The sequence below is a fragment of the Planktothrix sp. FACHB-1365 genome, from assembly GCF_014697575.1.
Classification (GTDB): domain Bacteria; phylum Cyanobacteriota; class Cyanobacteriia; order Cyanobacteriales; family Microcoleaceae; genus Planktothrix.
Genome location: NZ_JACJSC010000019.1, coordinates 23,992 through 38,428, shown reverse-complemented (window position 1 = coordinate 38,428; position 14,437 = coordinate 23,992). Strand labels below are relative to the sequence as shown.

The 14,437-nt window shown below is 40.2% G+C and carries 9 protein-coding genes; 6 read left to right on the top strand and 3 right to left on the bottom strand.

What is annotated here, in order from left to right:
• Positions 1-25 precede the first annotated feature (25 nt).
• From cpcA to H6G57_RS18740, 6 genes are all read left to right on the top strand, one after another.
• Entirely contained in the window at positions 26-514 is a 489-nt protein-coding gene (gene cpcA, locus H6G57_RS18765) for a phycocyanin subunit alpha (protein ID WP_072716936.1), read from the top strand.
• Between the two features lie 165 nt (positions 515-679).
• Positions 680-1,495 carry a phycobilisome linker polypeptide gene (locus H6G57_RS18760; RefSeq protein WP_190521242.1) on the top strand — a complete coding sequence of 272 codons (816 nt, stop codon included), beginning with the start codon at positions 680-682 and terminating at the stop codon, positions 1,493-1,495.
• A gap of 176 nt (positions 1,496-1,671) precedes the next feature.
• On the top strand, positions 1,672-2,538 hold the full coding sequence (locus H6G57_RS18755) for a phycobilisome linker polypeptide (protein ID WP_190521240.1): 867 nt from the start codon (positions 1,672-1,674) through the stop codon (positions 2,536-2,538).
• Between the two features lie 82 nt (positions 2,539-2,620).
• Positions 2,621-2,863 carry a phycobilisome linker polypeptide gene (locus tag H6G57_RS18750; protein ID WP_190521239.1) on the top strand — a complete coding sequence of 81 codons (243 nt, stop codon included), beginning with the start codon at positions 2,621-2,623 and terminating at the stop codon, positions 2,861-2,863.
• A gap of 263 nt (positions 2,864-3,126) precedes the next feature.
• Complete coding sequence (locus H6G57_RS18745) at positions 3,127-3,963, top strand: HEAT repeat domain-containing protein (RefSeq protein WP_190521238.1); 837 nt, start codon at positions 3,127-3,129, stop codon at positions 3,961-3,963.
• 24 nt (positions 3,964-3,987) lie between these two features.
• Positions 3,988-4,614, top strand: a complete 627-nt coding sequence (locus H6G57_RS18740; protein WP_190521237.1) for a HEAT repeat domain-containing protein — start codon at positions 3,988-3,990, stop codon at positions 4,612-4,614.
• Positions 4,615-4,723: 109 nt separating this feature from the next.
• On the opposite strand, the gene H6G57_RS18735 is transcribed toward H6G57_RS18740, so the two are convergent.
• From H6G57_RS18735 to H6G57_RS18725, 3 genes are all read right to left on the bottom strand, one after another.
• The gene (locus H6G57_RS18735; protein ID WP_190521236.1) at positions 4,724-5,320 is read right to left on the bottom strand and encodes a hypothetical protein; all 597 of its coding nucleotides are present in this window, start codon (positions 5,318-5,320) and stop codon (positions 4,724-4,726) included.
• A gap of 116 nt (positions 5,321-5,436) precedes the next feature.
• On the bottom strand, positions 5,437-12,510 hold the full coding sequence (locus H6G57_RS18730) for a PAS domain S-box protein (RefSeq protein WP_190521235.1): 7,074 nt from the start codon (positions 12,508-12,510) through the stop codon (positions 5,437-5,439).
• Between the two features lie 260 nt (positions 12,511-12,770).
• On the bottom strand, positions 12,771-14,261 hold the full coding sequence (locus H6G57_RS18725; RefSeq protein ID WP_190521234.1) for a diguanylate cyclase domain-containing protein: 1,491 nt from the start codon (positions 14,259-14,261) through the stop codon (positions 12,771-12,773).
• Positions 14,262-14,437 lie beyond the last annotated feature (176 nt).

Genomic DNA, 14,437 nt, shown 5'->3' with positions numbered 1-14,437 from the left:
AACCACATCGGGAGATAATTCAAGCATGAAAACCCCCCTGACTGAAGCAGTAACCACCGCCGATTCTCAAGGCCGTTTCTTAAGCAGCACTGAACTGCAAGTGGCTTTCGGACGTTTCCGTCAAGCCAAAGCTGGCTTAGAAGCTGCTAAAGCTCTGAGCAATAAAGCCGATAGCCTGGTCAGTGGTGCTGCCCAAGCAGTGTATAACAAGTTCCCTTACACCACCCAAATGCAAGGGCCCAACTACGCTTCTAGCGAACGTGGTAAAGGCAAATGCGCTCGTGACATCGGTTACTACCTCCGTATGGTCACCTACTGCTTAATTGCTGGTGGTACAGGGCCCATGGACGAATACCTGATTGCTGGTGTTGATGAAATCAACCGGACTTTTGAACTGTCTCCTAGCTGGTATGTTGAAGCTCTGAAGTACATCAAAGCTAACCATGGTCTCAGCGGTGACGCGGCTGTTGAAGCCAACTCCTACATTGATTATGCGATCAACGCTCTGAGCTAGACAAGCTCGCGTTTGATGCTCGGAGCGGTAAGTAGCTGTTAGCAACTGGGTTAACGGTTGTTTAGCGCTCCGGGCATCTTTGATTATTGGGGATTGTCTCCCACATTAACAAAGTTTTCTTTTTTGTCTTCTCAATTTTGAAGATCTCTTACGGAGCATAAGGCTATGGTTGGCTTGCTTGAGGGTAGCCGACTTGGTATCCGGGCTTTCGAAGAAACAAAACCCGTAGAACTGCGCCCCAACTACACGGAAGCAGATGTGCAAACCGTGATTGTGGCAGCATATCGTCAGGTGATGGGCAACGAACACCTGATGTTGCGGGAACGGCTCACAAGCGCGGAATCTTTACTCCGCCAAGGACAAATTACCGTTCGGGATTTTGTCAGAGCTATTGCTTTATCCGAGCTTTACCGGACTAAGTTTTTTTACCCTAACTTTCAAACTCGGTTTATCGAGTTAAATTACAAACATCTTTTGGGCCGTGCCCCTTACGATGAGTCAGAGATTGCGTTTCACGTTGATCTCTACACCAGCGAAGGTTTCGAGGCAGAAATCAACTCTTACCTCGACTCTCCCGAATATCTGGAAAACTTTGGGGAAAATATCGTTCCCTATTATCGGGGATTTTCTACCCAAGACGGGCAAAAAACCGTTGGTTTTAACCGTTTATTTACCCTTTATCGCGGGTATGCCAGCAGCGATCGCGCTCAAAACCAAAAGCAAAGTCGTTTAACTTGGGAATTAGCTCGGAATTTAGCTTCTCCGATTCAAACTCCTGCTAGTGGGCAAAGCTTAGGAGGTACGACAGGCGGTAATCGTGGACAACTTTACCGCCTGACTGTTATCCAAAAAGCAACACAGTCGCTACCCCAGGTGCGCCGTACTACCACTGAATATACCGTGCCCTATGACCAACTGTCTACTCAGTTGCAGCGAATTCATCGCGCTGGGGGACGGGTGATGAGAATTACGTTGGCATAATCTCATTCATTAAAACCTGAATGCCGGTTTGTGCTTAAAAGGTTAGAGTTCTAGCTGACTGTTCATCGGGGAAGCTTGGACTCTATCCCTCTAGGTGACAAACCTTTCAACCGAAATCGTTGCACGCTACATTCGCAACTCAATTCTAACTCACGTTAATAAGAGGAGGATTTTAGGTGGCTATTACAACAGCAGCATCTAGGCTCGGAACAACTGCGTTTCAAGAAGCGGCTCGTGTTGAACTGCGTCCAGATTGGAGCAGGGACGATGCCCAACAAGTTATTCGTGCGGTTTATCGCCAACTTTTGGGTAACGATTATTTAATGAGTTCTGAGCGCCTCAAAAGTGCTGAATCTCTGTTGTGTGATGGCAGCATCACTGTGCGGGAGTTTGTGCGCTCCGTTGCTAAATCGGAACTGTACAAAACCAAATTTTTCTACCCGAATTTCCAAACCCGTGTAATTGAACTCAATTACAAACATTTATTGGGTCGTGCTCCCTATGATGAATCCGAAGTGATTTTTCACTTGGATTTATATCAAAATCAAGGTTATGACGCTGATATTGATTCTTATATTGATTCAGCCGAATATCTGGAAAGCTTTGGGGAAAATGTGGTTCCCTACTATCGCGCCTTTGAAGTTCAACGGGGACAAAGAACCGTTGGCTTTACTCGCATCTTCCGGTTGTATCGGGGTTATGCCAATAGCGATCGCTCTCAATTAGGAGGGAATGCGTCTCGCTTGGCGACAGAACTGGGAGCCAATAGTGTTTCTACGATTGTTGGGCCCTCCGGTGGTAGCGAAGGTTGGTCTTATCGGGCTTCTGGTCAAGGTGTGGTTCCAACCACTGGATTTAGTACCGGTGGTGTCTTAGCACAAGGCCGTAGTTATCGGGTGGAAGTGGCTGGAATTCGTGAACGTCGCTATCCGAAAGTTCGTCGGAGCAGCAAATCTTTTATTGTTGCTTACGAACAGTTATCTCCTTTACTTCAGGAAATTCAACGCCAAGGTGGGAAAGTAGCCAGCGTCACTCCTGTGTAGGATTGCTGAAAAACCAGGGATTGCTAATCAGCGATCCCTTTTTGTCAAGTTTGTAGAACTGTTTTTGGATAAATTTAAACTCATGTTAGGTCAAATTGCTGTTGGACAATCATCGAGTTCCCCATCGGGAAATCGCTTTTTTCGCTACGAAGTCGTCGGTTTACGTCAATCAAATGAAACTGACAAAGCAGAGTATCAGATTCGTTCTAGCTCCAGCCAATTTATTACTGTCCCTTACAACCGCATGAACCAAGAAATGCAGCGTTTAACGCGGATGGGAGCAAAAATTGTGAGTATTCAGCCGTTGACTTCTGATGCAGAATAAGAACGATTAGTTGATCGTTTAGTTCATTCGGATTCATCCCTGAATCAAAACTTGAAGATCTCATAATTTATATAAAAATTAAAATCTTGAGTTAGGGAGTTTGAAATTTCAAGCTCCCTAACTTTTTTTAGTGATTTATCAAGGGATCTATAAAATATTTAAAGCAATAGAACTTCGCTTTTCAGATTTTTTCTGGATTGAGACTTCGACTATTCCGCCCTCCCAAGTTTCATGGTAAGGTTGAGAAAAACGGACTTTAACCTATGGACAATTTGGGATACGAATCAATGGGGGAAAATACCCCTCAAGAGGGAGAATCTTTAACCATAGAACAAGCGATCGCTAATCTTCAGCATGAAGAATTAGGACGGCGTTATTATGCTGCTTGGTGGTTAGGGCGTTTTCGCGTTAATCAGCCTGCGGCGGTAGATGCGTTAATTTTAGCCTTAAAGGATGAATCTGATCGCACGGAAGAAGGCGGTTATCCCTTACGCCGAAATGCAGCCAGAGCATTAGGAAAACTAGGTGATAAACGAGCAGTTTCAGCCTTAATTGACTGTTTAGATTGTTCTGATGTTTATGTGCGGGAAGCAGCGACTCAAGCCTTAGAACAGTTAGGAGATGAGCGTTGTATTTCCGCCTTAATGAAATTATTAGAAGGGGGAGTCGCAGCCGCCCAACGTGTCCCTGGAAAACCCTATTTAGTCCAACCCTATGATGCAATTTTAGAAGCATTAGGAGCTTTAAAAGCGACTGTTGCCATTCCTTTAGTTGAACCCTTTATCGAGCATTCTATTCCTAAAGTTCAGTATGCGGCACTGAGGGCCATGTATCAATTAACCGGAGACAATAGTTATGGAGAACGGTTAATTGAGGCGTTAAAAGGAAATGATTTAACATTACGTCGCACGGCTTTAATGGATTTAGGTGCAATTGGGTATTTACCAGCGGCAAAAGCGATCGCCCAAACCTTAGCAGAAAATAGTTTAAAATTAATTTCCTTAAAAGGCGTTTTAGAACATCAATTAACAAGAACTCCCGATTTCAACTTATCTGAATCAGCCATTGAAGTCATGGAGTTAATGGATTCTCTATTATAAAAAAATATTAGCTAACCCGAAAATATGACTGTACAAACTTTAATTCAAGCTGTTGAAAAAGCCGAGTCTGCGAATGCTTTATTAGATGCTGTTTCTGCTTTAGCGGAAGCTAATTCTATTGAATCAATTCCCACATTAATTAACGTTTTAGGTTATAATAATCCTGGGGCTGCGGTAGCTGCGGTTGATGGATTAACTCAACTGGGTGAACCTGCGGTTATTCCTTTATTAGAACAATTAGATGGTTATAATTATGGGGCAAGAGCTTGGGCGGTTCGTGCCTTATCGGGTATTGGTGATCCCCGTGGCTTAGAAGTTTTATTAGAATCTGCTGGAAGTGATTTTGCCTTAAGTGTTCGTCGCGCCGCCGCCCGAGGATTAGGAATGATTCAATGGGATAAATTACCCCCAGAACAAATTCCTGATGCTCAATTTAAAACCTTAATGATATTACAAAAAACATCACAAGACCCAGAATGGATTGTCAGATATGCGGGGGTTTTTGGTCTACAAGGTTTAGCAATTGCTCTGCATGAAACACAGCCTGAATGGTTCGCTAAAATTAAAGAACAGTTAGAATATATTGTGAATAATGATGAAACGACTTCTGTTCGAGCTAGGGCAAAATGGGCGATTCAAGAATTAGAATAATCCCTATGATTGTCATTGTAAGACAACACCCTGATTGTGATCAGTATTACTAACTCCCCCTACAATTTGGATGGTGAATGATCTCTTCGGGAGAGTTAACAGATCAGTCCTACTGAAACCGAACGGAAATAGCAGGAGGAATCCCTAATTTGATATCAATAATGATATCTTTAAAGATCGAAATATAAACGCTTTCCAGTTTATCATTACATTTTTTAGCTAATAAGATAGCATTGAGAACAGCAACAAGCAGTTTATTATTGCTGTTTTCTAACTTAATCTTTTCAATCATCTCATTTTTGATATTATCAATCGATCCTCGCAAAGAAGTTTTGATTTGGGGTAAGACTCCAGCTTCAATGCTAAAACTATCTACTTTCAATCCCAATTGTTCTGCATAAGGGAGAAATTTTTGATATTCCTCAAGGATTAGATTGATTTTTTCTTGAGCGACAGCAGCCATTTCGGTTGTCTGTTCTTGAACTTGATCGAGAACTTTGCCTTGAATTTGTAGAGCTTGTTCAGAGATATTTTGAACCGCTTTTACTTGATTTTTATTTAAAAAATAAACCAGTAAAACTAAAATGACTACAACCAAGAGAAATAGCCAATTATAGGAAATAGAGGGAAAACCATCTAATTGGCTTAAAACCGGGGGTAAATTAGCAACTGAGAAAGTCAGCCAGAGAAATTCAATAGGTGTCATTGTCTGATCTTTAAATCCCTAGGGTTTAATGAATGTTGTTAAGACAACTAATTTTAACTTTTTTACTCTTTGTAATCTCCATTTTAAATAATTTTTAATATTTATATTGCTTTTTGTTAACCCATTTCTTTCTCAGGATTTTCAGCCATTACATTAGATGAATCCAAAGACTGTTCAGAGGGATTTTCCGACAGGGTTAACTGTCGAATTTGTTGGAATTGAAAATCACGGGCTAAAGCCCGCAAACTGGCTGCAATCCCTTGATGTTCAGGGGGGATTTGTTCAGTCAGAGACAGCACCTCTTCTTCATCACACAACTGGGCTGCTTCCTGGAGGTTGGTAATCCATTCAGGAGCCATGACTAACAGACTCCCAGACGTTAAAACGGAGTTAACCAAATCCGAGGGGATAGGAGAGCGAGGGGATGAAAGGTTAGGGTCTGCATACACATACTCCACGTTCAAATATTTAGCCATCTTGCTAAATAATTCATCTTCTTGGAAGGGTTTACTCAAATAGTCGTTACATCCAGCCGATAAAGCCGAATGGAGATCGCTTTTAGAGGCATAGGCGGTTAAGGCAATAATCACGGTGCTTTGACCCTGCAAACTGGCGCGAATGTGCTGAGTCGCTTCATAACCATCCATAATCGGCATCCGAATATCCATCCAAATCAGATCGGGTTGCCATTCTTGCCAGAGGATCAGAGCTTCGTGTCCATTTTCAGCTTCTTTAACCTGGAATCCAATTTGAGTTAATAATTTAATCATGAGTTGACGATTTTCGAGTTGATCATCCACCACTAAAATTCGATAATTCGGTTGACCAGGAGCTAAAGATAAAACTTGACGACTGATTTGGGGTGATTGAACTTGGCTTTTGTGGGCAATCTGTACCGGAATTTCAAACCAAAATATACTTCCGAAACCCAGGGTACTTTGCACCCCTAAAGATCCTCCCATTAATTCAACAAATTTTCGACTAATGGTTAATCCCAAACCCGTCCCTTCTAGGGCTTTTTTACCGGATTGACTTTGAATAAAAGCATCAAAAATATTATTTAATTCTGCTGAAGAAATTCCAACACCTGAATCCTGAATTTCAAAGCGTAGAGCGTTCCCGGTTTCCTGTTTCCTGTTAACCGTTAAACTCACACTGCCTTTCTGAGTAAATTTAATCGCATTTCCTAAAATATTAATTAAAATTTGGCGGAGCTTATTGGGGTCAGTTATGACCGTTTGAGGAACATCAGGTTGAATATTGAGGATGAATTTTAATCCTTTGGCTTCTACCCGTAAGCGAAACATTTCCCAGGTAGATAAAATTAAATAATTGAGATCAAAGGTACTTTGATCAAAGGTCATGCGTCCCGCTTCTATTTTAGAAAGATCTAAAACATTATTAATTAAATGAAGCAGATGATCGCCACTGCGGCGAATGATTTCTAAATTTTCCCGTTGATAGAGGGGAATGATCGGATCATGGCTCATTAATTGAGCAAATCCAAGAATTGCATTTAAGGGTGTTCTTAATTCATGGCTCATATTGGCAATAAACAGGCTTTTGGCTTTATTGGCGATTTCTGCGGATTCTTTGGCTTTTTGTAGTTCTAATTCCACTTGTTTGCGATCGCTAATATCTAAAGCTGTTCCAAACAGTTGAACAATATTGTCTTGTTGATCTCTAACTCCTTCTCCCCGAACTTCTAAATAGCGAATAGAACCATCGGCTCTAATAATCCGATAATCCAGTTCATAAGAAATCCCCCCTTGAATAGCGGCTTGAATATGCTCCTCAACACTAGAGCGATCTTCGGGATGAACATACTGTAAATATTGTTGGTAATTGGGTTCAGGATGGGGGTGTTCTAATCCAAAAATTCTGTACATTTCTTCTGACCAACTCATTTGTTGAGTCGCCACATCAAATTTCCAATTTCCAATATGAGCAATGCGTTGAGCTTCAACTAATGCTTCTTCACTTTGTCGTAATTTTTCTTCGGCAATTTTGAGTTCCGTTAAATTGCGAATACTAATCACCACACCGGAAATATCCTGGTTGAGTTCATAATAAGGTGCGTAAGTAATACTAAGAAATTGAGACTCTAAAGTTCCAGAACTTAACCAAAAATGAGCATGGATGACTTCTCCTTCTAAACACCGTTCTAAATGAGGTTTCATCATCTGATCAAATTGCTCTTGACCGACCAAATTGATCAGAGGAAGACCGATCAAATTGTCTAAAGCTTGATGATAAAGATTCAAATAGGCGGGGTTTGCTAACTGATAGGTATAGTTACGATCAATTAAACAAATTTGATCCGTTGTTGCGGCGACAATTCTTTCATAACGACGTAACGCTTCCTCCGTGCGTTTGCGTTCACTAATATCTTCACAAATTCCCATCGCCGCAATAATTTGACCTTGGGAATTCCGCACTAAAGCCGTCGATAAACTAATATCCACTAAAGATCCATCTTTGCGTTGACGTTTGGTTTCCACTTGGCTGAGGGTATCTCCGGCAAATGTATGATTCACGAATTCTTCAAATTCTTGTATAGAATCATTAGGAATCATGGGTAAAGATTGACCAATCACTTCTTGAAATGACCAACCAAAAATTCGTTCTGCGGCTGGATTCCACACCAAGACTTTCCCCGTTTTATCAATTACATCAATAGCAACGGGAGCAGCTAGAATCGTTGCTTGTAATAAATCATTAACTTCTTGTAATGCAGCTTCTGTGCGTTTGCGTTCGGTAATATCTTGATAAACCGTTAAAAATAATTCTCCCCGTTCATCTTCTAATAACACTGTTGAAACCAAGAGCGTTTTAGTATCCCCTAATTTAGTAATAATCGTTGTTTCAATATTATGTAATGCGCCTTGATGAATTACCTGTTGTAAACGTTCTCCCGCCTGTTGATAAGCCTTACTATCAGGATAAAGCAACTTCATAAAATCGGGGTGACTTTGGGTATCTTCTAAGCCATATCCGGTGATGCTTTCCATTTGAGAATTAAAAATTAAAAATTCTCCTTGGTTATTGCTCAACGTGATGCCATTTCCGATGGTTTCAATTACCGTTTGTAATCGTCTTTGAGTAATTTGGAGTTCAGATTGAGCTTTTTTGCGATCAGTAATATTAACCCAGTATCCCACAATTTCTAAAGGTTGTCCTTTCGTATCTCGAACTAATCGCATTTGCATATCTAACCAACGATAGGTGCGATCAGCGTGTAAAAATCGATATTCATAACTAAAGACATCTCGTTTTAAAATATGCTGTAATCCTGAGCGTAATAATTTAATATCTTCAGGATGAACATGACTTAACCAAAACCCAGGATTTCTCATAAATTCTGGCGCATAATACCCCAACAAACTGCGAACATTATCACTCATAAAGGTAATGTCATAATCTTCTTGGGGTTGACAACTAAAAATCACGGCGGGACTCACCGTTAGTAAATATTGCAATCGTTCACTCACAGACCGTAATTCTAATTCGACTCGCTTGCGTTCGGTAATATCTAATAACACCCCACCCACCCCGGAAGGACAGCCTTGAATATCCCTTGATAGGGGGAAAAAGGATGCCATCCAATAATTTCTAATCCCCGGATAAATATATTCGCCACTAATTTCTAAATCCAAAATCGGGTTTCCTTTGCTTAAAACTTCATCGCCAACAAATTCTAAAATGGCTGTATATTCACAAAACACATCTTGAATGGATTGACCAATATGATCTTGAGCGGGAATTCGGTGCATTCGAGCAATGGAATCGTTAACTTTAATAAATCGTTTTTGATTATCTAAAATTAATAATCCAGCCGGAGCACAAGCAAAAAAAGCATCTAACCAGGATTCTCGTTGGGCTAATTCCAGTTGTAAGGTTTGTTGTTCAGTAATATCTCGTCCTTCAGCAATTAAAAGCTTGACTTCTCCGGTTTCATTAAATAACGGACGCAGAGAAAAATCAAGGGTTTTCAGTTGATAATTGTGGCTAAAAATTTCAACTTCATAGCGAACAAATTCCCCTTGAGCCGCTCGATGAATTGCATCCAGAAGTTGGGCTTGAGTTTGGGGAGAAACTGTCCACCAGCGTCCTTGCCAAAACGGTTGATTCACGATATCTTGATACTGTAAATCTGAAAAATCTAAGGCGGTTTGATTAATTTCTAAAATCATGCCTTCACAGGTTAACAGTCCCATTAATTGGAAGGTTTGGTTAAAAATGGCTCGGAAACGAGCTTCACTATCGCGTAAGGCAGCTTCCGCTTGTTTACGGTCGGTAATTTCAGCCACAACAATTCCGATACCAACGGGTTTCTGAGATTGAGAACGAATGGGAAAGTAAGAGACTAACCAAGTGCGATTAACTCCGGGTTGTTTAAGGGTTTCTCCCGAAATTTCAACGGAAAGAATGGTTCTCCCTTCATTTAAAACTTCGTGAAAGATTTTTTCTTGTTTAATGGCTAAATCCGGTACAATATCCCAAGGGGTTTTACCAATATGCTCTTCTACTAAAATTCCATTGATTTCTGCAAGGGCTTGATTAATAAAAGCAAATCTCAGTTGCTCATCCAGAACGGTCATTCCTACAGGAGCACTGGTAATAAACGCATCTAATAATTGTTGTTTTTGCAGTAATTCTTGTTCAAGTTGTTGGCGTTGAGTAATATCTTGAATTTGGGCAATAAAATATAAAGGGTTTCCTTGATCATCTCGAACTAATGTACTATTCAATAAGACCCAAATGATCTGTCCTTGTTTATTAAGATATCGCTTTTCACTTTGATAATTTTGAATAACTTGATTTAATAAATTATGATAATTTTCCCAATCTTTCTCTAAGTCATCAGGATAGGTAATGTCTTGAAAGGTTAAATTTAATAATTCTCCCTGAGTATATCCCAGCATTTCACATAAGGCTTGATTAACCCTGACCCACTGGCCTTTTAAACTGACAATTGCCATGCCAATCGAAGCATTTTCAAAGGCACTGCGAAATCGTTCTTCACTTTCCCGCCAATCCGCTTCTATGCGTTTACGTTCACTAATATCTCGCGCAATTTTAGATACTCCAATCATCTCTCCTTTGCTATTTTTAACCGGAGAAATTGTTAAAGAAATATGGACTAAGCTGCTATCTTTTCGTCTTCGGACGGTTTCAAAATGTTGAATTTGTTCACCGTGAAGCAGTCGTTGTAAAATTTCATCTTCTTCCGAGGAACGTTCTAAGGGTAATAAAATTGAGATGGATTGACCCATCATTTCTGTGGCTGTATATCCAAACAACCGTTCAGCGCCAATATTCCAACTAATCACTATCCCATCTAAGGTTTTACTAATAATCGCATCATCTGAAAATTCAACAATTGCAGCCAGTTGAGATTGGGTAATTTCAATTTTTTTCTGCTCACTAATATCTCGTAAAAAACCAATAAGTTTGGTTCTATAATTTCCATTAATTGTCGCCAAATAACATTGATCTTCTATCCAAATATAAGCTCCTTTTTTGTTGAGTAAGCGATATTGAGATTGAAATCGAAGTGAGTTTTTCTGCAACATTTTTTGAGTTTCTTGTCGCCAAGCTTCTCGATCATCAGGATGAATTAAACTTAAAAACCCTTCAAGGGTCAGGGGCATTTCTGCAACATCGTAGCCTAATAATGTTTTGGCATTGTTTCCCCAGGTATGTTGTTGAGTCAATAAATCATATTCATATAACAGTTGACCACTGACTTCGACGGCGATTTCATAACGTTGTTTCCAAGTTTGTAACTCAGCCGTTCGTTGATCAACTTGGGTTTCTAAGTTAACTTTCGCTTGTTGTAAGTCCAGTTCGGCTTGTTTACGTTGGGTAATATCTTCCACCAGTCCGACAATTCGGTAATATTCTCCGGCATTATTGCGAATTAAAAACGTGCGGGATAATACCCAACGCAGAGAACCATCGGGGCGAATAACCCGGTATTCTTGATAGAATGGTTCCCCTTGGGTTTGCTGTTGTAAAGCAACTTTAACCCGGTTCCGATCATCGGGATGAATCGCATCAAACCAAGAATTCGGATTTTGATAAAGACTCTCACAGGAACGACCAAAAATTTCTGGGTATGTGGGACTAATATAAATGAGTTGAGTATGATTAAAGGTATTAATAAAAAAGATGTCTCGAATATTTTCTGCTAATTGTCGAAATTGTTCTTCACTTTCACGCAGTTGTTGAGTGCGTTCTTCAACCCGGTTTTCGAGTTGTAAATTAGTTTCTTGAAGGCTAACTTCGGCATATCGCCGACGCTGATCAATTTGGTTGAGGGTGTTGGCATTCCAACTCACCAGTCCTAATACCATCACCATATCTAGGGTCGTACTGATGGCGAGCGCCATCGGTTCGTTATAGAAGGCTTTCTGTACCCCCCATAGTCCCAAACCCCCTAAAATTGGGGGTAACAAGAGTATCCCTGGTAAGAGTTGACGGGCCAGATGGCTACCCATACTGTCCCCCAGGAGAATCAACATTAATCCTCGATGGGGGCGAGCACTCAATAGGCTACTACACAGCAATAGGACGAGGATTGCGCTTTGCCATCGGATTTCTGGGGTGAATTCGGGTTCAAAATAAATGTAATTGTAAATCGGGGTTAATAGTCCCAAAACCATGATAAATCCAGCCCCCATCACCAAAATTTCAATGAAAAAATCAGGGGGATGAGTGCGGTTTAAAAGGATCAACGCCAAGCCCAGCATCAGAAATGCGAAAGCGGTATTCATCTGCATTGGCACTAGAAGAGAGCCACTGGAAAAGGCTGGAAATGGGGAAAGAAAGATGTGATCATACAGATGATATAGGAGGGTAAATAGAGCGATAAAAATGATGCTCAATTCTCCTATTGTAAGGGCTAATTTTAGGATTTTTGGGGTCTGGGATTCGAGGAAATTTCGGTTTTTATAATGCCAGAACCCTAATGTTAATCCACTCAGGGTTAAACTGATTGTGGTATAAATATTTAAGGGAATCAAATTGAATAAAATCGAATCAGCAAAAACTTGTTGCCCCATCCAACTCAGCAATCCCAAAAATCCTAAAATGCTAATCCCTAAACTCATCTGTTGAGAAAAACCTTTTAAGGTTTCGGCTCGTTGAGTTAAATTGGATACCAATGATGGCTGTTTATTTATCATAAGACTTGCCCCTCTGGATTTGGGTTGAAAAATGATAAATTTGTTTTTTATTGAGTCAGAATCAAAAACAAACCCCCATCCTATCTTTATTTTATGTATTGTTGTCCCAAAAACCCTTAATCTTTATAAAACTTTTATTTAAGGAGTTGCCTTAATTTCAACTGTTGATAAAACAGGCTAAAGTATTGACCTGATTCCGGGTTGCTTTGAATGGGAAATTGGGGGCACCCATCTAATCCGTTTGTGATATCTCCTGAGTCTCAAAGCTCGCACACAATATTTTTTCCGAGATTTTTGGCTTTATATAAAGCTTGATTTGCTTTTTGAATTAAAATTTGGGGTTCTTCATCGATGGGAGGAATTAAACTACTCACTCCTAAACTCAGGGTGATCACTTGTTTGCCAGGGGAGGCGATATGGGGTAATTGTAAATTATAAACCGCTTGTCGGATTTGTTCAGCTACTTGTATGGCTCCCGCTAAGGAAGTATTGGGAAGAATAATCGCAAATTCTTCTCCTCCATAACGGGCGACTAAATCCGCAGGACGCTTGAGGGTTTCATGAATGGTTTGTGCGACTTGCTTTAAACAATCATCCCCGGATAAATGACCATAGGTATCATTATATAATTTAAAATAATCGATGTCTGCTAAAATTAGGGATAAAGGCAGTTTTTCTCGTCGCAATCTTAGCCATTCTTGTTCTAAAACTCGATCAAACCTGCGACGATTAGGGACTTGGGTTAATCCATCTAAATTAGCAAGACGTTCTAATTCGTGATTGACTTGGTGCAGTTGTTCATAAAGTTGAGATTGCCCAATTGCGATCGCTAATTGATCAGTGACAACCACCGCTAATTCGACATCAGTTTCTGACCAGGGAAGGGATTGATGTCTGACAATACTTAAACTTCCCCAGACTTCTCCATTAGAATAAACGGGAATTGCCAACCAAATTCTCGGATATTGTTCAACTAAATCTTGATTGCTGGAATCGATGATATTGTGAGGGTCTTCAACACAAAAGACCTGTAATAATTTTAAACGTTCTGTTAATAACCCTTGGGAATTCAACAGTTTAGTATTAACCAATTTGGCTAGATCGGAATTGGGAAAATATTCAACAATCGGTTGCCAGCTATGGAATTGAGAGAAATGTTGAATAATTGCCACCCAATCTGCTTGTAAGAGTTGACCAATTTCGGTCACAGTGGTAGAAAAGACCGTCGAAAGTTCCAGGGAATTCCGAATAGCCCGGATAACTCGATTTAAGGCTTGTTCTCGTTGATATTGTAAACGCAAAGCTTCTTGAGCTTGTTCTCGTTCTAAAATTTCAAGTTGAAGTTGTTTTTTGTGCCATTGAATGGTGAGTTGATTTTTCACTCGTGCTAACACTTCTTCTACTTGAAAAGGTTTAGTAATATAGTCTGAACCTCCTACACTAAAGGCTTTGACTTTATCTAATCCGTCACTTAAGGCACTCAGGAATATAATCGGAATGTCTTGGGTTTTTGGGCTTTCTTTTAACTGTTGACAAACTTCATAACCCGATAAATCGGGCATGAGAATATCCAATAAAATTAAGTCGGGGGGACTCTTTTGAATCGTCTCCAGAGCCTCATAACCATTACTAACGGCTCGAACTTTATAGCCGTTTTCTCGCAGCAGATTGACTAAGAGCCTTAAATTTGCCAATGTATCATCAATAACTAGCAAGTCGGCTCTCGATACAGAATTGGAAGAAAAATACATTCGCACTGAGTCAGCTAAGACAATAAGCCGCAGATCAAACTATCCTTACGCCTCTAGGGTTTAGATTCCGTACTATTATACTTCAGATCAGGGTTATATTTATTAATTCTATCTTTATGGGTTCAGAATTGAACAAACCTGATGATCATAAAAGGTTAGACTAGAGTAGACTATTA